This window comes from Segatella intestinalis, from assembly GCF_029348455.1.
GTDB lineage: Bacteria > Bacteroidota > Bacteroidia > Bacteroidales > Bacteroidaceae > Prevotella.
In genome coordinates this window covers 109,162-132,136 of record NZ_JARJVV010000007.1, presented here as the reverse complement: position 1 = coordinate 132,136, position 22,975 = coordinate 109,162, and the positions used below count along the sequence as shown (strand labels likewise).

Annotated in this window: 23 protein-coding genes; 22 read left to right on the top strand and 1 reads right to left on the bottom strand. The window is 37.7% G+C overall.

Annotated elements, in window-relative coordinates; genetic code table 11:
* From P3T48_RS06465 to P3T48_RS06435, 9 genes are all read left to right on the top strand, one after another.
* Window positions 1-1,050: an acyltransferase family protein gene (locus tag P3T48_RS06465; RefSeq protein ID WP_276506077.1), complete on the top strand. Its 1,050-nt coding sequence runs from the start codon at window positions 1-3 to the stop codon at window positions 1,048-1,050.
* A complete protein-coding gene (locus P3T48_RS06460; RefSeq protein ID WP_276506076.1) occupies window positions 1,032-2,123 on the top strand; it encodes a polysialyltransferase family glycosyltransferase in 1,092 nt (363 codons plus the stop codon). The genes P3T48_RS06465 and P3T48_RS06460 overlap by 19 nt, the downstream gene beginning before the upstream one ends.
* Window positions 2,124-2,128: 5 nt before the next feature.
* Window positions 2,129-2,749: an acyltransferase gene (locus P3T48_RS06455; protein ID WP_276506075.1), complete on the top strand. Its 621-nt coding sequence runs from the start codon at window positions 2,129-2,131 to the stop codon at window positions 2,747-2,749.
* Between the two features lie 4 nt (window positions 2,750-2,753).
* Complete coding sequence (locus tag P3T48_RS06450) at window positions 2,754-3,914, top strand: glycosyltransferase (protein ID WP_276506074.1); 1,161 nt, start codon at window positions 2,754-2,756, stop codon at window positions 3,912-3,914.
* The gene (locus P3T48_RS06445; RefSeq protein WP_276506073.1) at window positions 3,911-4,771 is read left to right on the top strand and encodes a hypothetical protein; all 861 of its coding nucleotides are present in this window, start codon (window positions 3,911-3,913) and stop codon (window positions 4,769-4,771) included. Before P3T48_RS06450 ends, P3T48_RS06445 begins: the two co-directional genes overlap by 4 nt.
* Window positions 4,772-4,982: 211 nt before the next feature.
* Window positions 4,983-6,077: a glycosyltransferase WbsX family protein gene (locus P3T48_RS06440; RefSeq protein ID WP_276506072.1), complete on the top strand. Its 1,095-nt coding sequence runs from the start codon at window positions 4,983-4,985 to the stop codon at window positions 6,075-6,077.
* 397 nt (window positions 6,078-6,474) lie between these two features.
* On the top strand, window positions 6,475-7,041 hold the full coding sequence (locus tag P3T48_RS14395) for an acyltransferase family protein (RefSeq protein ID WP_443217173.1): 567 nt from the start codon (window positions 6,475-6,477) through the stop codon (window positions 7,039-7,041).
* An 11-nt stretch (window positions 7,042-7,052) separates the two neighbouring features.
* Window positions 7,053-7,256 carry an acyltransferase family protein gene (locus tag P3T48_RS14390; protein ID WP_443217172.1) on the top strand — a complete coding sequence of 68 codons (204 nt, stop codon included), beginning with the start codon at window positions 7,053-7,055 and terminating at the stop codon, window positions 7,254-7,256.
* Window positions 7,201-8,049 (top strand): acyltransferase family protein, encoded by an 849-nt coding sequence (locus P3T48_RS06435; RefSeq protein ID WP_276506071.1) that lies wholly within the window; start codon window positions 7,201-7,203, stop codon window positions 8,047-8,049. The genes P3T48_RS14390 and P3T48_RS06435 overlap by 56 nt, the downstream gene beginning before the upstream one ends.
* A 136-nt stretch (window positions 8,050-8,185) precedes the next feature.
* Here P3T48_RS06435 and P3T48_RS06430 read toward each other — a convergent pair whose 3' ends face one another.
* Entirely contained in the window at window positions 8,186-8,317 is a 132-nt protein-coding gene (locus P3T48_RS06430; protein WP_276506070.1) for a hypothetical protein, read from the bottom strand.
* An 893-nt stretch (window positions 8,318-9,210) separates the two neighbouring features.
* Here P3T48_RS06430 and P3T48_RS06425 point away from each other — a divergent pair.
* From P3T48_RS06425 to P3T48_RS06365, 13 genes are all read left to right on the top strand, one after another.
* The gene (locus tag P3T48_RS06425; RefSeq protein WP_276506069.1) at window positions 9,211-10,023 is read left to right on the top strand and encodes a hypothetical protein; all 813 of its coding nucleotides are present in this window, start codon (window positions 9,211-9,213) and stop codon (window positions 10,021-10,023) included.
* Window positions 10,024-10,038: 15 nt separating this feature from the next.
* Window positions 10,039-10,785, top strand: a complete 747-nt coding sequence (locus tag P3T48_RS06420) for a glycosyltransferase family 32 protein (protein WP_276506068.1) — start codon at window positions 10,039-10,041, stop codon at window positions 10,783-10,785.
* Between the two features lie 2 nt (window positions 10,786-10,787).
* A complete protein-coding gene (locus P3T48_RS06415; protein WP_276506067.1) occupies window positions 10,788-12,044 on the top strand; it encodes a hypothetical protein in 1,257 nt (418 codons plus the stop codon).
* The gene (locus P3T48_RS06410) at window positions 12,041-13,084 is read left to right on the top strand and encodes a glycosyltransferase family 4 protein (RefSeq protein WP_276506066.1); all 1,044 of its coding nucleotides are present in this window, start codon (window positions 12,041-12,043) and stop codon (window positions 13,082-13,084) included. The genes P3T48_RS06415 and P3T48_RS06410 overlap by 4 nt, the downstream gene beginning before the upstream one ends.
* 17 nt (window positions 13,085-13,101) lie before the next feature.
* The gene (locus P3T48_RS06405) at window positions 13,102-13,668 is read left to right on the top strand and encodes an acyltransferase (RefSeq protein WP_276506065.1); all 567 of its coding nucleotides are present in this window, start codon (window positions 13,102-13,104) and stop codon (window positions 13,666-13,668) included.
* 29 nt (window positions 13,669-13,697) lie between these two features.
* Entirely contained in the window at window positions 13,698-14,567 is an 870-nt protein-coding gene (locus P3T48_RS06400; protein WP_276506064.1) for a glycosyltransferase, read from the top strand.
* The gene (locus P3T48_RS06395; RefSeq protein ID WP_276506063.1) at window positions 14,564-15,793 is read left to right on the top strand and encodes a glycosyltransferase family 4 protein; all 1,230 of its coding nucleotides are present in this window, start codon (window positions 14,564-14,566) and stop codon (window positions 15,791-15,793) included. Before P3T48_RS06400 ends, P3T48_RS06395 begins: the two co-directional genes overlap by 4 nt.
* A gap of 4 nt (window positions 15,794-15,797) precedes the next feature.
* Window positions 15,798-16,592, top strand: a complete 795-nt coding sequence (locus tag P3T48_RS06390; protein WP_276506062.1) for a WecB/TagA/CpsF family glycosyltransferase — start codon at window positions 15,798-15,800, stop codon at window positions 16,590-16,592.
* The gene (locus P3T48_RS06385) at window positions 16,586-17,701 is read left to right on the top strand and encodes a nucleotidyltransferase family protein (RefSeq protein ID WP_276506061.1); all 1,116 of its coding nucleotides are present in this window, start codon (window positions 16,586-16,588) and stop codon (window positions 17,699-17,701) included. Before P3T48_RS06390 ends, P3T48_RS06385 begins: the two co-directional genes overlap by 7 nt.
* 91 nt (window positions 17,702-17,792) lie before the next feature.
* The gene (locus P3T48_RS06380) at window positions 17,793-19,601 is read left to right on the top strand and encodes an FRG domain-containing protein (RefSeq protein WP_276506060.1); all 1,809 of its coding nucleotides are present in this window, start codon (window positions 17,793-17,795) and stop codon (window positions 19,599-19,601) included.
* A gap of 4 nt (window positions 19,602-19,605) precedes the next feature.
* Window positions 19,606-20,709, top strand: a complete 1,104-nt coding sequence (locus P3T48_RS06375) for a hypothetical protein (RefSeq protein WP_276506059.1) — start codon at window positions 19,606-19,608, stop codon at window positions 20,707-20,709.
* A gap of 9 nt (window positions 20,710-20,718) precedes the next feature.
* Window positions 20,719-21,600, top strand: coding sequence for a putative phage abortive infection protein (locus tag P3T48_RS06370; RefSeq protein ID WP_276506058.1), 882 nt, complete (start codon window positions 20,719-20,721; stop codon window positions 21,598-21,600).
* Window positions 21,601-21,776: 176 nt separating this feature from the next.
* Complete coding sequence (locus P3T48_RS06365) at window positions 21,777-22,964, top strand: HEPN-associated N-terminal domain-containing protein (RefSeq protein WP_276506057.1); 1,188 nt, start codon at window positions 21,777-21,779, stop codon at window positions 22,962-22,964.
* Window positions 22,965-22,975: the final 11 nt, after the last annotated feature.

Genomic DNA, 22,975 nt, shown 5'->3' with positions numbered 1-22,975 from the left:
ATGGAAAAAGTTCGTAACTCAAACATGGAGTTGCTTCGCTTGTTGGCAATGTTCATGGTATTGGTATATCATGCTGATTTCTTGTCATTGGGTGTACCAAAAATGGACTTTGCAATGAATGCAAGTCAATGGATAGACTCTTCATTACGGTTTCTCATACAATCTGCGTGTGTCGTATGTGTAAATGTGTTTGTCATGTTGTCGGGATGGTTTGGAATCAGACCGAAATTAGATAGACTCATTTCGTTTCTTTTCCAAGTGACATTTTTTACTATAGTTGGGATCTTCGTAAATGTCATGTTGGGGGGGCGTCATTTGTGCTTTGATGATTTGAAAAATCTTTTTATGCTTAATGATAACCTATGGTTTCCTAAGTCATATCTGCTACTCTATCTTTTCAGTCCAGTATTGAACGCTTTCGTAGAAAGAACATCTAAAAGGCATTTTCGTATTTTGTTGATAGGCATAATTGCTTTTCAGATGGTTTATGGTTGGCTGTCAAGAGGTGTTGCATGGTATATGGGAGGATATAGTTGCATCTTCTTTATGGAATTGTATTTATTGGCTCGTTATGTCCGTTTACATGTGGATTATTTGCATTATTCAAAAAAGTTCATAATTTTGTCATATGCAATATGTTGCGTAGTTATTGCCTGTATATGGATGTGTCTAATGGCAAAGAACATTGATGTAACAAGATTCCTTAATGTTTATACACAACCATTTGCTATATTGGGGGCATTATTATTGCTTATGTTGTTTTCTAAGTTCAACTATCAAAGTAAAAAAATAAACAAGATAGCTGGTTCATGCTTTGCGGTTTATTTGTTTCATTGTGCTCCTAATATGTTGCAGCATTTTTCCTATGCTATAGCCAATTTGCATGATGAAAGTAATCTATTTATGTTTATCTTTTATGCATTGCTGTTGATTGTTGCAGTTTATTCTGTAGCAATATTATTGGATCAAGTTCGAATTTGGCTTTGGAATATGGTCCACCAGTCATCAATTTATTTAAAAAGTATCAATAAATGTCAAACTTATTTGTAGTATTCACACCTTTTCAGCTCTTTATCGCCCAACAGCTTGTACATCAGGAGCAGTTGAAGGATTGTATCTTGATAGAGGCATACGTTGCTGGTAATCCTCATTTCATAGAAATATATGATATGATGGAGATGGAGGGTATGTGGAAAAAGAAGTATATTATTCCAGATTTCGCCCAATGGGATGGTTTACGTACCACATCTATTATGGATGAGGTAAAAACTTATAAAATGTATCGTAAGATATGGAATCTGATTAAATCTAATAATGTTGGAACTCTTTATTTAGGTGAAATGCAAAACAATGCAATTCGCTTCACAGATATTGTTTTTCATCATAAGGGGATTAAAATCGTATTCTTCGAGGAAGGCACTGCGCATTATATCCAGAGACCATATAAGAAAGAGACTCGTTGGATGAAGTTTAGGGAATTTATTCGTGACTTGGTAGAATATTTGCCTTTATATCATGTGAGATTTGCAAAATGGAGATATGTTCTTTGTCGTCCGTTTGAAGGAGAATTGCCTATGGATGTGCGTTATAGTGTTATCCCTGGACATTATAATAAACCATTTGATAAACAGTTGTACCCGTCTTTGGTTATATCTAAAAAATTGGAGGCGTATATGGCTGAATCAATATGCGATACCGATAAAAAACGAGTAATGTTTATGACCGATCCTTTGGCTGAGGTTATCGGTTCTGAGTTTATGGAATGCTATTTTGACACAATAAAAGAATGTTTTGATAGTATATCCAAGGATACAGAAGTATATATCAAGTATCATCCTCGTGATCCCAAAAAATCTCGAGACAGAGTAATGGAGATAGGCAAAGCATGTGGAATTGACTGCAAGGTGATGAGTGAAAGAGTAAATATACCAGCCGAATATTATCTTCAAAAGTTCAAATTTGATTCAATTTTTGTATTTAATGCCAGTACCTATTTCTATGATGGGTACTTATTCCCTAAATGTAATTTCGTGAAGCTTCTTCCAAAGTTGTATGTGCGAGTTAAGGCTGCTGGGTTAAGTGAAGATAAGTTGAAGTGGTTTGATGTATTTCTTAAAAAATAGTCTAAATGAATCCAATTAGTATAAAGCAGACAATTCGTCTCAAGTTAGACAAACTTTTTCATATAGATAGAAAAGGTGAGTATGGTTTGATGGCAAATGATGCATATTTGTCACCTGATACCGTTCTTTTCAGCAAAAAGAATCTATTTATGGAAGAGAATACAAGTATTCCTGGTGGGGCAATGATCTTAAATCCCCGTTCTAAGTTTATCATGAAGAAAGGTAGCTTTTCTTCTTATAATCTATGTGTATGTCCTGGTAATCATGCAGTTGTGAAAGGTGTATGGAAACATGATGTTACAGATGCTATGAAGGATGAGCTATATCCAGACCATCGATATGATAAGGACATAATTGTAGAGGAGGATGTGTGGATGGGAATCAATGTGACTTTACTGAATGGCGCTCATATTGGGCGTGGTTGTATTGTGGGTGCAGGTTGTGTGGTGTCAGGTAATACCCCCCCATATTCAGTTGTTGTAGGTAATCCATGGAGAATTGTAAAATTTGTTTTTTCACCAGAAGAAATCGTAGAACATGAGGCTAAACTTTATTCAGAGGATAAACGTATTCCTTTGGAAACGCTGCAAAAGAACTATGATGATTGGTTGAAGACGAAAAAATAGATGTATGAAAAAGAAAATACTATTTGTAATCCCCGACTTCTATATTGGAGGTACTAATAAGTCGTTGGAGAATCTTATTACATTGTTAGATTGCGACAGATATGATTTTCATATTTTTAGTTTATATAACGAAGGTGATAATTATTTTAAGCAATTATTTGGCAAATATTGTGTACGGAAAAGTTTACTATATAGCATAGCGCATGATAATTTTTGGACTAGAAAAATAATAAGGGTTTTTGCAAAATGTTTAGGAATAGATATCAATACCATAATTTATAAGTATGAAATCAATTATATTCAGCGGAAATATAATTTTCATACAGTTATCGCTTATCAAGAGGCGACATCTACCTATGTAGTAAGTTTATTAAATGAAAAAATTCATAAAATTGCTTGGATACACTGTGATTATCTTTATCGTTTATCATTTATAGGATCTTCCAATGATGTTATTCAAAGAGAAGCTTTTCTTTATAATAAGTTTCATAGTATTGTTTGTGTTTCAAATTCTGCACGAGAATCATTTGTAAAGATACATCATCAGTTAGCTGGTAGAACTACATTTATTTATAATTCATTGAATGTTGATAAAATATTTAATCTTGCTAAAAAAGAAAAAGTTTGCGATTTTGATATAACACAATTTAATATTCTTTCAGTTGGTCGATTCTCTCCAGGTAAGCAATTTCATCTTATTCCAAAAATTGCATCAGAATTATTGCAGAAAGGAATTATGAATTTTCGATGGTATATAATAGCTTCTACTAGCCAGGATGAAAAAAGGACCGTTATGGAAATAAAAAAATATGGAGTTCTGGATAAAGTAATTCTTCTCGGCGCAAAATCTAATCCATATCCATATTTTATGCAGTCCAATTTACAAGTATGTCTTTCTCAGTCAGAGAGTTTCTCCTATGTGATTGCAGAATCTAAAGTATTACATATTCCAGTACTATGTAATGATTTTCCAGTTGCGAGAGAAGTGGTATCAGCATCTGATGGATGGGTGTGTCCAATAGAAGAAATGCCCAGACTACTCGCGCAGATAATTACAAATGATAATTCTATATATTCAGATGTCGTATCTGAATTGAAAGATTATAAATATAATAATGGTGTAATTGTTGACAAAATTGAAGAGTTGATAAATATTAAATCATGAAGAGGATAGTTTTAGTGTCATTTGCAGATAAACGTTACAGAAATGCCATGAAACGTTTGGATATTGCTTCTGCTAATTTCCCATTTACAGAAAGGCATTTTTGTGATGAAACGAATACGTTTGATAAAAAATATTGGCGCAAATTAAAGCCATGGCTTTATAGACGCGGATTTGGATATTGGGAATGGAAAGGATTAGTTGTAAAAAAGTATTTTGATCAACTAGAGGAGGATGATATCTTGGTTTGGTCTGATGTTGGAGTATATTGGAATAGCAATGATAATTCTTTAAAGCGTTTTGATTATTATATTGATTTACTAAGAAAAGGAGATAATCTGTTAGCTTTTCAAGAGCCATATATAGAGCAGGAATGGACGAAGGGTGACTTGTTGTATTATTTTGGAGTTTATAATAATGAAGAAATATGTAAGTCTAATCAATTATGGTCAGGTGTTTTTTTTCTAAAAAAAACTATAGATACAACAAAATTGGTTAATGATTGGGCTTTGGTCAATATGAGAGAGTTAGAACTTGAAACGGATAAAAGGTCATCAGTGCCAAATAAAGAAGGTTTTAAAGAACATCGTCATGACCAAAGTTCATTTTCTGTTTTGGTTAAATTAATCCCTCATATAGAATTATCGTGGAAAGAAACTCAAGTTATTGATCGTTCTGATATAAAATCATGGGATAAGTTGTATGAATATCCTATTCAAGCTAGGCGTACGAAACTTGAAGATAGACCTTTTGGGGAAATCATCAAAAATAAATTTTTACGCCCTTGGCGTTTTTGTTTAAATGTATATTTTAGAAAAATAAAGAAGTATGAATTCTTAAGTCCTGGTTATCCTTGGTAATATTATTATAATAATATTGCCTTATTGTGAATCTTACAATTCATAGGTCTACATTCAACGACCTATTATGTGATGCATTGGATTATTTTGAATATATGTACTTTAATAATGGTAAGCGGTTTTCATTGTCAAGGAATATCTGTTTTTGTTATGATGATACTTGCTTGCCTGATAATTCCGACAGTAATAATTAAAATAAGAAATAAATAGTATGAATCCAAAAATTTTAGCATTATATTTACCTCAGTTTCATCCATTCCCAGAGAATGATGAGTGGTGGGGGAAAGGTTTTACAGAGTGGACAAATGTAGGCAAAGCAAAGCCTTTGTTTCGTGGTCATGATGAACCACGTGTACCAACAGAGTTAGGTTATTATGATCTTCGTTTACCACTTATCCGAGAACAGCAGGCACAAATGGCTCGTGAGGCAGGTGTGACAGCTTTCTGTTACTGGCATTACTGGTTTGGTAATGGCAGAAGACTCTTGGCAGATGTGTTCCATGAGGTCTTAGAGTCAGGTAAGCCTGATTTTCCTTTCTGCTTGGCATGGGCCAATCATACATGGAGAGCTGTAGGTTGTACGGCTGGATGTGACTCTAAAGCTGTATTAATGGAGCAAACCTATCCTGGTATTGAGGATGCTAAGGCGCATTTTGAGTTACTGCTTAAAGCTTTTAAAGATGAGCGTTATGTTAAAGTAGATGGTAAACCTTATCTCTTTATCTTTGATCCAATAGCTCTTCCGCAGGAGTATGTAGATTGTTTTAAGAAAATGAGTGTTGAGGCCGGTTTCCCTGGAATCTATCTTGTCGCAAATGTGAGTGACAATAGTATTCAAAAGGAGGTGATGCTTCAAAAAGGGTATGATGCAGTATGTTATTGTGATATATTGGGGCATGCAAAGCAAAATAGAAATACATTTAAGCACAAAGTATTTAAGCACTTGCAGGGTATCCTCTTGAATCGTCCAACTCATGTTTATGATTATGGAAAGCATTATAAGGAACTTATCGGAGAGATAGATAAAGATGAAAATGTAATACCACAAATAGTTCCTCAATGGGATCATTCTCCTCGTGGAGGCAGAAAAACGAATATTTATATTAACTCCACTCCTGAAAACTTTGCCAAACATGTTCGTATGGCAATGGAAGCTATCAAGGAAAAGAAGGAAGAGCATCAGATTCTGATGTTGAAATCCTGGAATGAGTGGGCAGAGGGTAACTATATGGAGCCTGATATGACGCATGGCAGAGGATATATTGATGCTTTACGCCAAGTTGTAGATGAATACAAGAAAAGATGAAGGTTCGTATAGAATATCTTGATGGTGTTGCAGGATTGCTGATATGCTATATGATGTTGAATCATATAATATTGAGGGCAAATATTGGTATTTCTGTGGATAATGTTTGGTTGGAACCATTACAGTTTTTTATGTTTTGGTTTTTTTATAAGTCTGGCATGTTTTATAAGCCAAAACCGACCAAGCAATTGTTAGTTTCGGGGGGGGGCATAAATTACTTGTTCCGTGGTTAGCATTTGGAGTAGCAGGACATCTTATCAATTGTGTTAACTTGATGACAGATGGAGATTACAATTGGAAACATTATTTTTTAACTCCTTTCAAAGAACTGCTGTTTACAGGCGGACTTGAAGGAAATCGTCCTTTGTGGTTTCTTTTTACCTTGTTTTGAACTCAGTTGATATTTAATTATCTATTTCAGAAAAAGTTATCTGCATATTGGATGGTGTTTGGTGGATTGATTTGGGCTATAATAATGTACCTGTTAGGATATAATAGTCCTACTTACATGGTTAATATTCCTTTGGCTATAGCAGTGTATGCTTTAGGCTATTTGTGGAAGGATAATCAATTCACCAAACGATATGTGAGTATTGCATTAATAGCATATCTTTCTGTTATGATATATTGTCCTTCTCATTTAATCTTTGCAGCAAATGTTTTGAATCCTGAAGGTGTATATGTCTTGTCTCTTGTTTTTTCGATAGCGGGATGTATTCTCTTCAATAATATTTTTAAGTATATACCTAATTTTCCTGTTTTACAATACATAGGTAGGCATTCTATGGTGTATTACATTTCTCATTGGTTGATGCTAACGCTATGCTTGATAATATTTGGAAAACTTTGGCACTCAAACTTTTGGCTTGTTGTTGTCATGGGGGTATCATGCCTGTTCTTTCCTCCAATGTTGGAGCAAATATTGAAAGTGTTCCATTTGGAAAGAATCTTGGGTAAGCAATAAAAAAGTTTTTTATGGAAAATCGTATCAATTATATAGATAGGATGAAGGGCTTCACGATACTTATTGTTGTATTGGCGCACATATATCTGATGACATTTGACATGGGTGATAGTCTTGTCTTTCGTTTTTGCGCCTCTTTCGAGATGCCGTTATTTATGTTTGTTTCCGGATTTGTTGCTTATCTTCCAAGCAAAGTTGGGGGGGGAAATAAATAAAAAGTTGGCAAGAAGGTTTGTCTCTTATATTTGTCCCGCCTTCGTAGTTTCGTATGTCTTGGCTTTGTATAGCTTTCTGATTCTCGGCAATAGGGAAATAGATATTGAGGAAACATTAATCGGAGGACTTTGGTATTTGAAGGTTCTTGCTATATTTGTTTGTATTCAAGCTGTATTAGTGAAATGTAAAAATGTTATGCTTGAATGGATTATTATAGCGATAGCAGAAAGTTTGTTTCTTGTGGGTTGGAAGTTAAGCCCATTATTGCATGAATTGTTCTGTTTGGAGCATTGTTTCTTCTTTTATCCTTTCTTTATGATGGGATATTATTTTAGGCGATATAACCTCATGGAGGTCGTTAAATCGAAGAATTGGTTGTTCACAATATCTCTCGTTGGATTTATTTGTCTGTTGAATGCGAATATCGAAATACATGCCCTGCGATTCCTTTCGGAGAGAATAGTCAGACCTACATTTGCAATCCTTGCAATTTCTTATCTGTTTGCCATCCATGAAGACAAAAATAATCAGTTTGAGGGTTGGTTGAACAGAATCGGCACAAAGACACTTGATATTTATATGTATCATTTCTTCTTTTTGTCAGGTACATTTGCTGTGTTTGATTTGAAGGGAACAAAAACTATTGAGATTATGAATACAAATCCAATAATCTTTCTCTTGATTGCTTCGGTAATAACTATAATCCTATCGTATGTATCTATATCAATAGGTAATTTGGTCAGAAGAAGCAATTTCTTAGGGAAAGTTGTATATGGAAAGTTCATTAATTAGCGAACTATAATGTATTATTGTCTACTCATAAAAGGAAAGTTTTGCAAAATATACAGACTATAATTTAAGGTTGATATCAGAAGAATAATACAAAGAAAAAAGCCTCGGCTTTTGACCGAGGCAAAGTTAGATTTTGTTATTTGCTTTTTTTCTCTCTTTGAGAAAGAGCACTTGCTGCTATACTTTTTGTTCTTTTAGAAGAACGTCCGTCACGTAATGCAGCTGATGCCTTAGAAGCTACGTCTTTTGAAGTAATTTTCTTAGCCATAAACTTTCATTTTGATATTATTAACTCTGTGAACACCTTGCCAGTTCACTTTGGCTTTATACTTATAAGTTGCTTGGCACAGGAACGAGGTCCCAATATACGTAGAATTCATCTGTTCTATTGTTACAACTTCTGCAAATAGGTGTGATGTAATAATGTTTGTCTGTGGAGTTTGCTTTTATAACATGTCCGCCAACAAGATCTGTGTTGTTACAATTTTCACACCCACAAATAGACATTTTTACACCAGTTTGCTTCTCCCAATAATCTAACCATGAATCATAACCTAAAGGGATTCTAAAGCGACTTGACCCATTTGCATTTTTTACTTTTATCATATTAAATAAAATTAAATGAATAAATACTATTTTTGGATAGTTCCATTTGTTTTCAAAGGGGCTCAAAGAATATATGAAAACAAAAAAGTGTATTCGTAAATGATAAAATCAAATGTTGTGCCATAGGACAAAAATGTAGCTTTTGTGTCTTTTTGTCAGTTTGTATATTGAGTATGATATGCAAAAAGGCAGAGTAAAGCATCCTATAGTATTTGATATTTAGGATTTGAAGAATATAGGCATATATGGGTAGATGTGATGAATACCTTGTGGACAACAAATACAAATTATTGAGAATGAGAAAAATGCAATCTGTAGTTCTATGTAAAAGCTTTATCAACAGAGTTTGGGATATATCCTTCCAAAAAAAAATGTTTTATGGGAAATAAAAAGAAACAAATAAAGGCAGTTTCTCCTTATATACATCCTGGCTTTCTTAATTTCAAACTTGCTCCTTTCGAGGCATGGAAGAGATTGGGAGGGGATGTTGCGAAGAGTAATTATCCTCCGAAGTGTTTGCATGGGGCTGCATTTCGTTGGGAACTACTTACGATATTGAAAAACAGAAAAGAGTCGCGGCTGAGATTCGTTGAGCCGGTGTCGCTTTCGTTCGATTCGTTCCCCGACTATGCAAGGTACGAGGTTGTACCGATGTTCTGGGACTGTTGGCCTCGCTACTTCGAGAAGACTTGCCGGTGGCTGAGGAAGCATGGGGTGAGGACTGCGATATTTTCTTCGCGTCAGACCGCTGAGAAGATGCAGGAGCGGTTCTCGGGCAAGCACGAAGAATGGCAGAAGATAGATGTGATCTGGTGTGCGGAGGCTGTAGACGATTCGGTTTATCAGCAGGGCAAGCTCTTGAAGGACCGAACGGTCGATTTGTTGGAGTTCGGACGGTCGAACGATAAGGTAGTCAGTTCGGGGAAGTTAGCTGGTGTGAAGATTAATGGATCACCGCTGCAGCACGTCTGCACCAAGCAGAACGGCAAGTTCATCTACACAAACGAACAGCTTTATGAGGCGATGGGCGACGCAAAGGTAACAATCGCCTTGCCACGTAGTATGACGCAGCCTGAGATTGCGGGTGACATCGAAACGCTGACGCAACGCTATTGGGAATGTATGTTCTCACGAATGGTGATGGTGGGTCATGCACCGCAAGAACTTGTCGACTTCATCGGGTACAATCCAGTAGTGGAATTGAGAGATGATAATTCAGCGGAAGATTTGATTCGTGATGTGTTGGAACATATTGAGGATTATCAAGGCTTGGTAGATAAGAACTTGGAGACAGCCCAACGCCTTGGTTCTTGGAATGTAAGGATGAAATGGTTGATAGGGCAACTGTCGGAATATTATCAAATATAAAAGAACATAAATTACATGATACCAAAGATAATACATTACTGCTGGTTCGGACGCAATCCGTTGCCCGAACTGGCGCAGAAGTGCATTGCTTCATGGAAGAAGTATTTGCCTGATTATGAGATAAAGGAGTGGAATGAGGACAACTTCGATGTTAACATCATTCCGTATACGGCAGAGGCGTATGCCATGAAGAAGTATGCTTTCGTGAGTGACTATGCCAGATTCTGGATACTTTATAGGTATGGCGGAATATATTTCGACACTGATGTGGAGGTGATAAGACCTATAGACGACATAATTGCTAAGGGCAACTTCATGGGATATGAGACCGACCCCAACCCAAAACGGGGCGACGCTGGAAGCGTTGCCCCCGGCCTCGGCCTGGGTGTAAACCCCGGCCTCGGCCTGATAGAAAAAATGATGCACTATTATGACGGGCAGCATTTTGTGCATGAAGCGGTGATGAAGAATCAGATTACTGTGGTGCATATAGCAACCAAGGTGCTATGCGATAACGGCTTGAAGAACGTGACTGGTATACAGGAGGTAGACGGTTGTTACATATATCCGGCAGAGTTCTTCTGCCCAATCAACGTTACGACTGGTCGCATCCATGTAGAGAAGAACACTCGCACAATACACCATTATGCAGGTACGTGGGTGGATAAGAAGTTCTCGCTGAAAGAAGTTGTAAAGCGAATAATTCCAGAAAAACTCTTGCTTGCTTTATTTGGTTTGAAAGCAAAACTTAAAAATAAATAACAATGAAAAGTATTGCACGTTTTTTCACCCTTTATTGGATTATATATTTCCCTACATGTATTGCCTATAATGATTTACCTGGTTTTTCAAGTATAGATGAAATAATGACCGTCATCCTATTGGTATATACATTTGTAAAATATGGTTCACGTTATATAAACAAAAAGCCATGGAAAGAGTTTTGTGTTTGTTTGGGAATTTTATGTTTCTATACAATATATTCTTTGTTGTTTGGTGAAAATGTTGCAGGAGGCGTATGGCTTGATTTGATGCAAGAGCTGCGCCCCTATTCCATCATATTCTGCACTTGGATTCTAAACCCTCAATTCACAAAGAAACAAAAAAAGTGGATGTTGGCAACGATGATTGTAACATTGCTCTCTTGGATAATGTATCACCCACAAGCATTGGATTTACAAGTGGAAGTGGAGTTTCCTGTGCTTGGACAGTTGGCAATATGCACAGGAATGTCATGGTATCTTTTCACCGAAAACACCAAACGCAACCGTAACATAGCCTTACTTTTAGTTTTGACAGGCTTGATTGCTCCAAAGTTTAAGTTCATGGGTGAGGTGGTTTGTTTCATAGCCTTCGTATTCTTCTTAAAGAAACGATTAAACTTCAAGTCAACTAAAACTATAATTTATTGTGCTTTAATTGTTACAGTTGTATTGATGGTAACATGGACACGTTTTGATGCTTATTATGTATCTGGACTAAGTAATGAAGAACTGGCACGCCCTATGACTTATAAAACATCCTTAAAAATACTTTGGGACTATTGGCCTTTTGGTTCTGGTATGGGGTCGTTTGGATGTTTAGGAGCGAGAGATTATTATTCTCCATTATATTACAAGTACAATCTTAATGGCATTTGGGGATTAGGTGAGAGAGGTGCTTTTGTTTGCGATGCTTACTATCCAACTCTTGCCCAGTTTGGTATGGTTGGCGTATTCCTTTTCTGTTGGTTCTGGAAACGTCGTCTTTCTGCCATTGACCATATAATTGATTTGAGATACTATCGTGTTGCAATGATTACCTTTTGCTGTCTTGCCATAGAGCAGACCGCTGATACTTCGTGGCTTTCTGGTAAAGGTATGGGATATTGTATGTTGATAGCATTGTGTCTGAATGCCAATAGAAATGCTATGGAGCAGAGAAGAAGAGAGGTAATGAGGAAAGAGATAATGGAAAAGCGACGTGTGGCAGATAATAATGAAACAGAAAAACTGAAATTGGCAGAAAATATTAAATCATGACTAAAGTTTTAATGGTCGGCTCTGCCGAGCAAAGTGGAGGTGGCGTTGCGAGTGTGCTGCGCCTGATGAAGACAATGCCCTTCTGGGAAAAGTATCATTGCGGATGGCTTGGTACGCAAATTCAGAGAGGATATGGTGTGAAATTGTGGTTTGCATTGAAGGCTTACTTCAAAGCGCTGTTTACTATATGGCAGTATGATATTGTCCATTTCCATACGGTGCCTAATAAGATTTGCTTGATTATTCAAATGCCTGTGCTTTTATTAGCATTACTTGGCAGAAAGAAGATTGTCATGCATATCCACATGGGTAATCAGTTGGAGGATCATACGCATAATAAATTGTTTATATGGTGTCTGAACCGGGCTGACCGTGTGGTGCTGTTGGCAAAGAAATGGCAGAAGTGTTTTGCAGAATGGTTTCCTACAGTGAAAGCCAAGACTGCCGTTATCTATAATGCCTGTGCTCCAACTCCTGCCGTGGATTATTCTGTCAAGGAGAAGAGTATCATCATGGCTGCCTTTCTGAACGATAACAAGCATCCCGATTTGCTCCTGAAGGCATGGAAGAATCTGAAAGCAGATTTTCCTGACTGGCATGTTACCATCATGGGAAATGGTGAAGTGGAGCGCTTTCAGGCGATGGCTCAAACTATGGGTTTGGATGACAGCGTTACCTTTACTGGTTATATCACTGGCAAGCAAAAGGAGGATGTCTGGAATAAAGCGAGCATCTATTGTATGTGCTCACGCCATGAGGGTTTCCCTATGGTGGTGTTGGAAGCCTGGGCAAGGGGTATTGCTGTGGTAACTACTCCTGTAGGTGGTCTGCCTGATGTGATAGAAGAGGGGAAGAACTGCCTCACTTTCCCATTTGATGATGCTGATGTTCTTACCATGCAGCTTCGCAAGCTGATGGAATCTCCTGAACTTTGCAGGGATATGGCTGAATATTCCAAGAGCTTTGGAGAGAGGGTGTTTGCTCCTGTTATGGTAAATGAGAGCATTGAGAAGTTGTATGAGGAGATATTAAATGCTTAATATTGACTTTTAAAATCATGAACATTTTTCAGATATTACAAAAGATAAGTCTTGTGACTTCGTATCTGTGGGACAAGATGTGGGCACCTGTATGGAAGCGGTGCATGAAGCACTGTGGCAAGGGGGTGTATATCCGTCCGATGTCTTCGGATTTCAAAGGGTTGTGGAACCTCTCTGTAGGGGATGGTACTTCTATTCCTAAAGGTAGTACTATCTATTGTACGGATGCACCGTGTACTATTGGAAAGAAGGTGCTCTTCGGTCCTAAACCTACGATTATCACTGGTGATCATCGTATTGATATCTTGGGTAAGTATATGACGGATGTTACAGTAGAGGAAAAGTTTGTGGATGGGGTGAACGTATATGACCAGCCTGTCGTCATCGAGGATGATGTTTGGTGTGGTGCGAATGTTACTATCCTCAAAGGTGTGACTATCGGTCATGGTTCGGTAGTGGCTGCTGGTGCTGTTGTCACAAAATCCTTTCCTCCGTATAGCATTATTGGTGGTATTCCTGCCAAACTGATCAAAATGAGATTTACAGAAGAGGAAATTGCTAAGCATGAAAGACTCTTACAATAGTATCCGTTTCTCAGTTCTTCCTTAAAATTATGATTCACCATTATTTTCTTACTCGCTTCAACTTGGCTCTTTGGCAGGAGGATAAAAATGGCAAGACTATCGACCGTGGAAAATGGCTTGAAAGGCGAATGGACTTTTTCGAGACTTATTGCCTACCTTCGGTTATGGGGCAGACCTGCCAGGAGTTCCGCTGGATATTGCTTGTGGACGCTGACACGCCCGCTGCTTATAGAGAGCGGATAAAGGCTTATCGCTCGCTTTGTCCTCAAATACATTTTGTCGGGGTAAAGCTTCAATATGCCTTTCACTTCGCCGATGTCTTTCGCCAAGTGGTGATGGCGGACTTGCAGAAGAAAGGGTTTTATGAGGGAGACTTGTGTCTGACCACATATTTGGACAATGACGACTGTATAGCCAAAACTTTTGCGAAAAGGGTGCAGGCGGAATGCTTGAACTTTCATTTGCAGCCCAACGAGAAGCGGTTTCTTTCTTTTGACTATGGCTTGCAGTTGTTTACGGACTTGTACCATCTTAGCACTCGCATCCTTTATCCTAACAACCATTTCCTGACGCTTGCGGAATGTTTGCCGTTAGGTGCTTCTACTATCCGAACATGCTATGGCTTTGGCAGTCATTTCCTGTTGGAGAAGCGAGGATTGGCTGAGGTTCACCATATAAAGGACAAAGCACATCCGATGTGGGTAGAGGTGATTCATGAGGAGAATGTGGATAATGATGTAAAGATGACGTTCGATACGCATGTCGTGAAGGACAAGCACTTGTTGAAAAGCGACTTTTCGCTAAACGTAGATATAGCCACAAAACACCGACTTGCTTTCTGCTTTAGGGCGTTGAAGCAGGTGTGGAGAAGAACGAAAAACAAGTTTAAGAATAAATGAAAATACTAATCAATGCATACGCTTGCTCGCCTGGTATGGGAAGTGAGCCGGGAATGGCATGGAACTGGGTGAGCAATCTCGCCAAGTTCTGTGAGTTGTATATTATTACCGAAGGGGAGTTTCGGGACAAAATAGAGGAGGTGGTGCCAACCCTGGAGCAGGGGAAGAACATGCACTTCTATTATAATCCGGTATCGGAGGAAATCAGAAAGATGTGCTGGAACCAGGGGGACTGGCGCTTCTATAAGTATTATCGGGAGTGGCAGTGGAGGACGTATCTCTATGCTAAGGAAATCTGTAAGGTGGAGAAGATTGATGTGCTGCATCAGCTCAACATGATTGGATTCCGTGAGCCGGGCTATCTCTGGAAACTTTCGCAAGAGAATGGTGTGCCGTTTGTTTGGGGACCTGTGGATGCCAAGGACAAGTTCCCTGTGGCTTATCTGGATGGTGCTGGACTGAAGACAAAGCTGTTTATGCGTTTGAAGAACTTCTTGACGGGCATTCAGTTGAGATATTCGGGACGTGTGCTTAAGGCTGCTCGTCAGGCATCGGTTGTTTTCTCCGCTTCATCAAACTCACAGCACTCTTTCAAAAAATATATGGATATAGATTCGCCTCTGCTTAATGAGACGGGATGTTATGTTCAGAATCATCCTATTGTGGATAAATCGCAAAAGCCCACTTTCGATGTGCTATGGGTAGGAAAGTTAGATTTTCGCAAACAGCTTGCCTTGGCTTTATGGACAATAGCTACAGTAGGAAGCCATAAGGTGAGATTTCATATTGTTGGTGGTGGAGATGCTGAGCATTATAAACAGTTGGCTGTAGATTTGGGCATTGCAGATTGGTGTGTCTGGCATGGTGCTGTGAGCCATGAGGAGGTACAGGTGCTGATGCAAAAGGTGGATGTCTTTTTCTTTACCAGTGTGGCAGAAGGCACTCCGCATGTTGTGCTCGAAGCAATAGGTAATAATCTTCCTGTGGCCTGTTTTGATACCTGTGGGCAAGGTGATGCCGTAAATGACAAGGTAGGCAGAAAGATTCCTCTATCCAAACCGATGCAATCCGTGCATGATTTTGCCAAGGTATTGAAAGACTTGGAACGGAATCGGGATTTGCTAAAACAGATGTCGGAGAACTGCAAGCAGAGACAAGCGGAATTGTCTTGGGAAGAGAAAGCTAAGATCATGGTGGAATGGTATGAGAAAATCCTTAGAAAATAACAAGATGTTTAGACTTAAAGATTTAGATATTTTGGGTAGCAAGGCGGAGCTTGCCTCGCTGCCAGAGGGCAAGTTGCTTATCAACACGATAAATGCCCATTCTTATAATACGGCTCGTAAGGACAAACTGTTTGCTGAGGCGTTAATGAATGGTGATGTGCTTATTCCTGACGGAGTGAGCATTGTGAAGGCTTGTCGATGGATTAAGGCAAAGAGCCAACCCAAGGAACGTATTGCAGGATGGGATTTGTTCTCTTTCGAAATGGATAAGCTCGAAAGAGAGAGTGAGAAATGTGACATGTTAAATGTTAAGTTGGGGGAAAATAATTCAACACTTAACACTCAACATTCAACATTGAAAAAGACGGTAATGTTCATGGGCAGCTCGCAACGTGTGCTTGACCTAATTGTGAAGCGTGCCGCTGAGGTGTATCCCCACTTGAAGGTGGTGACCTACTCGCCTCCTTATAAGCCTGAGTTCTCTGATGAGGACAACATGGCTATCATTGATGCCATCAATGCGGCTAATCCTGACTTGCTGTGGATTGGCATGACGGCGCCGAAGCAGGAGAAATGGATTTATTCGCATTGGGAAGAGTTGGATATTCACTGCCACGTTGGAACTATCGGCGCTGTATTCGACTTCTTCGCTGGTACGGTGGAACGTGCTCCTATGTGGTGGCAGCGTCATGGCTTGGAATGGCTATATCGTCTGCTGAAGGAACCGAAGCGTATGTGGAGACGATATATTATTGGCAATGCGCTGTTCCTTTGGAATATGCTGAAAGAGAAATGTTGAATGTTGAATTGAAAGGTAGCGTGACTGATATTTACTTTCGCTTTATTCAATTTTCCTTGGGCGTTTACGAGGGCAAGGAGTTTCTTGATGGTTCTGCTCTAAAGGATCTTGATTGGAATACTTTCTATGAATTTGCCAAGAAGCAGACGCTTGTCGGAGTAGTCTTTGATGGCATCCAAAAACTACTTAAGGATGCTGCACCGAATTTGGAATTGCTGATGCGTTGGTTTGGCATAAACCAGAAAATTATGCAACGCAACAATGTTCTGAATGAGGCTACGGTGGCTATATATAATAAGGTGAAAGATTCGGGATATAGCTGTTGTATTTTGAAGGGGCAAGGCAATGCGGTGATGTATCCTAATCCGTTGATAAGAATATCTGGTGATGTGGATGTATGGGTGAATGCAGGGCGTGATGAGATTCGTTCTCTTGCCCACTCGCTTGCTGAAAATTCCAATGGGCATGTAGATGATGAGAGTTTTAACCATATAGGTCTTACTGTCAACGGCGTTACCGTGGAGCTACATTCTACTCCAGGCTTTATGGCTAACTTCGTGTATAATCGGAGATTGCAAAGATGGTTGAAGCAGAATGTTGATGAGCAATGTAGCAATATGGTGGCATTGCCTGATGATGCAGGTCTTGTTGCAGTCCCAACACATTCCTTTAATATCGTGTATCAGCTTTATCACCTCTATCATCATTATTTCTATGAGGGTGTAGGGTTGAGACAGGTAGTGGACTACTACTTCGTAGTTACAATGTTAAATGTTGAATGTGAAATGTTAAGTTCCTTGCAGAGCGAATTGAAGCATCTTGGATTGTGGAAATTTGCAGGGGCAATGATGTATGTATTACATAAGGTCATGGGAATGCCAAAAGATAAGATGATTGCACCAATGGATGCAAAGAGAGGGCAAATGCTTCTTGATGACATCTTGAACGGAGGCAATTTTGGGTATTATGACAAACATCACGTTTTGGGGCATAACCTCCTGCGACTATATCGTGATGCTCGTCTTCTGAGATATTATCCTGCCGAGGCTTTGAGTGAACCGATATTCAGAGTTTGGCACTTTTTATGGAGAATGAAGAACAAAAAATAATAGATATACGGCGAACGGCTCCCATTTTATTATGAGCTATTTTTCGGTTGGGAGTCTTAGTCGCTATTAAAAAACTTAAGATTAAACTATTATGGAAAAAACGAAAGACAAAGGTAAATTCATCATGAATCATGAGAATTTACTTAAAGGAGTTGAGTACGTTATCAGTTTCTTGCATGAAGTAAAAACTGTGACATCCAAACAGTTGAAATATTACAAATACCCTCAATTCATTTTTAGGGGTATTAGTAAATTCTATCCTTACCAATCAAAAACAGGAATAAATTTTCCAGAAAATAAGCAAGTAGAAAATGATACTATACGTTCTGGTTTGTCTGTCCGATTGGATAGTTACGATAATAACAAACCAGAGACAAAGCCTTATATAAGAGCAAATTATGTCAACATCCTGCGCGACATGATAAAGACAGCAAAAAGACATTTTCCTGATAAATATCAAGAGGAAATGAGTGATCTTGACATCTTAGCAGATATACAGCATAATGGCGGTGCAACTTGTTTAGTTGATTTTAGCAAGAATGTCCTTACAGCTTTATGGTTTGCATGCAATGCTGATACAGATGCTGATGGATTTGTCTATTGTTATGACGTGATGCATGATATAATTGTAAATGACTGCTTATCCTATATAAAAGACGAGTCACAACCTGTAGAAAGTTTGTTGGCGCAGACTTATAGAGAAACGAATATCTGTTCAGATGTTGATACCAGATTCTGTATTTGGGAACCTTCTTCACGCAACAACCGAATCATAAGACAAGATAGTGTCTTTGTTTTTGGAATGGAGAAATTCATTGTAAAAGATCACGGAATAGAAATAATACGAATAGACGCTGATAAGAAAGAATGCATTCTGCTTGCGATGGAAGCATTCTTTAATGTTTCCGAAGATACAATTTTTAATGATAGCATTGGATTTGCCCATGCTAATCGTAAAACTATTCCATATAGAAAGTTGGAAATTAGTGCTTATACACGAGGTTTCGATGACATGATTAATGGAAACTATGAGGCTGCATTGGAGTTCTTTAAACTTTATGAGAGCGAATGTAGAAAAAAGGCAACCATGGAAGAACTAATAGAGATGCATTTTTCTTTGGCTGTTTGTTATAAGCACATCAAGAGAGCAAACAAAACTATCACATACGAAGAAAATGCGATAATAGAATATTCGCAGGTCATCAAGTTGATTAGAAAAATGTTCAGCAACAAATGCCACGAAAAGATTGCTCTTAAACAAGACCGTGATTATTATATAAGAAAGTGTACAAGAGCATACAATGGTATTTTCGATATGCTTTATGAAACTAAGCAATATGAAAAAGCCATCTGCAAATGTGATGAGTTAATACGTGACATTGAAAGTGGAATGTTGGAGAACAAATCCGATAAAACACTTCCAATGAACAAGGAATTAAGTCCAATCTATTGCAAAATAACAAAAATGGAATTGTTGGACTTGCAACTTATGAAAGACTATAAAAACATGCAGAACTATGCTAAGGAAAAGATCGTGACATATAGAGAGGATGCTTTTAAGGTCTTGAAAGGAGAAAAACAAGAGAAGTATTTTGACAAGCTCTTGATAGAGTATTATACCCTTGTTTACCAAGTGTTAGTAGCACCAGAAGAGGAAAAGGATAAATTCAAAAAGGACTTCAGCCGCTTAATAATAAACATGAAGAATAGTTTTGAGGAAGCAGAACCGTACAATAGTTATATTCTATGGAATTTTGCAGACATAAAGGAAGCAATAAAAAAGTTAGACTTAGGTGGTTCTTCTTTTAAGAAAGAATTATTGTTATCTGCAACTGCCCAAATAATAGCCTTTAGAGACGAGTTTGAAGTCCAAAGTTTAAGAAACTTGCAAGACTATTAAAGGTATGATTTATAATGCAGAATACAACAATCTACCAACTCTTGACGAGTTGGTAGATAATTTGAATTATGCTTTGGCACAGCAGCCTGTTTTGCATTTGAACCCTTTGGAGCGCTTGGTGCAAAGGCGAGACTGTTTTGTTGTCACAAGATTGATGAGTGGAAGGTATTCGTTGAAGCCAAATATAGGATTTAGCAAAGCATTATTTAGAGGAGAATCATATGTACATTCAACATGCAAGTCTGTATTTTCAAGGAACTGGAAAGACAGATGTACAGTTGAGAACGTCAAAAGAAATGAATTTGAATTGCTGATGAATTCGCATCCAATATACCAGTTATTTAGAGACGGCATTCAACTAACGGACAGGTTCAGATTAAGAATGTATAATCCGTATGGAATAGCTATGTCATATGGCTTTCCTACACAATTATTATCACTGACATCCGACATAAAAATTGCCTCATTCTTTGCAGTGACAGAATTTGATGAAACAGAACAAAAATATAAACCAATAGACAATTCTGATAACACAAAGACAGGAATACTCTACGTATTTAACTTAATGGCTCCATTTGGACTTATACCGGGGTTGTCGACTGTTGGATTGCAACCATTTGTTAGACCAGGATTGCAAAAAGAATTTGCAATCAATTTACCAAAGGATGTCGATTTTAAAGATCACCAATTCACTGTAGGATTTGTCTTTAAGCATGACAACGCCATATCGAAAAGGATATTTAATCAATTTCAACAAGGAGAAGCTTTAAGACCACACAATGACATCTTAGCACTCAGAGCTCAGCAAATTTTGGAAAGCAAAGAAGTTTCACAGGCTGCATTAGAAAGAAATCTGCAGCAAAATCCTAATGATAATCAGGGAAAAATAGAAAAGGAACTAGAAGATAATGATATAGCTATTGTTAAAAAAGGACATCCAACATTCACGATAGAAGAACTGTCTTATATATATAGCAATCCTACAGACTATTGGATGGATTTTTGTAAAAACATAGAATTTGGCGGCAAAGATGCTGGTAAATTAAAAGACCTTCTTTTGAACGTGCCACAAAAAGAAGAGTACAAAAAATATTTTCAACCTCATTAATAACGCATAATGAAATATTTGATTTCAATCTTACTTGGTGTCATAATTACAGGATTAGCTGCATTGGCATTGATTCTATATGTTACACCATTATTATATACCCATCGTTCACTATTAGGAGTACATTGTGATTTTGGTGCATGCATGGGAACATTTGGAGATAGTGCAGGACTCATGAATGCTTGCTTCTCATTATTAGCTTTTGCTGCAGTAGTGGTGACATTCGTTATACAAAACAGAAAAGACAATAAAAATGAACAGCTTGCAAGAAAAAGCCAATTTGAGAATGTATTCTTCAATATGACTTCTACATTTGAAGAGATTGTTTCACATCTTGTGTATAAAGTACAGGAGAGAAGTGTAAATTCTATTCCTTTACAAAGTTCTCTATATCCATCAAATGAAACCGAATCCATAGTTACTACACCCCAAAATGAGAAAGAAATCCATGGTAGAGAAATTTTCAGATACTTATACCTTTATAAGCCAGTAAATGATGACAATGGTCAAGTAGTTCAAGGCTTAAAAAGGTTGGTAGAGGTTAGTTCTGACATATCAATGGAAGATATTCGAAAAAATTTCTTTGACGGAACTTTGGATCATTATTTTCGGTATGCTTATAGAATTGTGAAATACGTAAAGACCAGCAAGCTAATTGACGATGATGAAAGAGAAGGATATGCTTCCATCTTTCGGGCTCAATTATCTTGCTTTGAACTTTTGATATTGTTCTTCAATTGCCTTGAAATGGATGAGAACAAATTCAAACATTTAGTTGAAGAATTCCATCTATTCAACAATATCCGAGAAGAATACTTCCCTGAAATAGACCCATACACCACGATATACTCTGACAAAGTAAATAGTGAAGACGGAAGTGAAAGAGATTGATTTGATGAAGAGACTGAAAAGAAAGAATATTCTATATCTGCTTTTCATAAGACGAAAGACATCCAAATCATACAACAGACATGGTTAATCAAACAAATTTGGGAAATCAAATTGTCTTTTTCTAAAAGACGCAAAATTTTGGATGAATAAAAAGCTTAAGAAAGTTTTGCTGCATTATGGGAAGAGTAAAAGCGCTTATGATGGAAATGGAAGAGCATGGGTATGATTTTTTTAAAAGAGGAGAAAAATATGTATGTTCGCACCATTTTGAGGATAAATATCTGAATGGCTATATAAAGAAGTATGGTGAAACTGGTGTATGTTCATATTGTGGACACAAAGAAATGGTCATTAACATGAGCGATTTGGCAGACCATATAGGAATGACAATATCGGTTTACTTTAATGATGTTGATTCTGAGTGCCTGCCTTTGGCGAGTTCATATTTTGACGATGAAGAGGAGCAGATTCCTGGTATAAAACGAGCAGGATGCTTTGCTGTTCCTGAGAATGCGGAGATATATGAAGACACTTCAGAGATGATGGAAGACTTGGGACTACATACGGATTGTGACAGTCTGAATGATGATATTGACCATCTTTTTGAAGATAATATGTGGATTAAGAAAAATCCTTTTGAGTTATGGTGGAACGAGGAAATGGAATTGCAGTGGAAAAGATTTGCCGAAATGGTCAAACATTCAAGGCGTTTTACGTTTTTGGCAATGCCTAAAGTAAGTGGTTCTGAAAATATTCTTGAAGAATTGAATGAGGTCATCCTGCATACTGATGGTGTTCTTCATCAAATACCTATAGGAACAATATTGTATCGGACTCGTAGTCTCGATAAGGCACTTGACAACTCTTTCGGTTTTAAAGACATTACTTCTGCTCCTAATGCTTCTGCTGGTCAATGTCGTATGAGTCCTGCTGGTGTATCTATGTTTTACGGTGCGTTTGATAAGGAAACAGCTATATCCGAAAGTATAAAGTCGGCAGTTGAGAAAGTATTGGTCATTGGAGAGTTCAAAACAATACGAGAACTTACTGTGGTTGATTTGACTGCACTGCCAACAGATGTTTCGATATGGATGGACAAATGGGAAGGAATTGCCTTCCTGAAATCATTCCATAAGGATATTATCCAACCTCTTCTGAAAGAAGCAAAAGAGGCAATAGAATATGTACCGTCACAGATATTCACGGAATATTTGAGGTGGATGTTTACTGACAAACAAGGACGACATGTTGATGGCTTGGTATATAAAAGTTGTAAGACTAAAAAGGCAAATGTTGTCTTGTTTTGCAACAATGAAGAAAGTCGTGAATGGGTAAAGTTGGATAGTTTTTCTGGGGAAAAGTAAACAATGAAAAA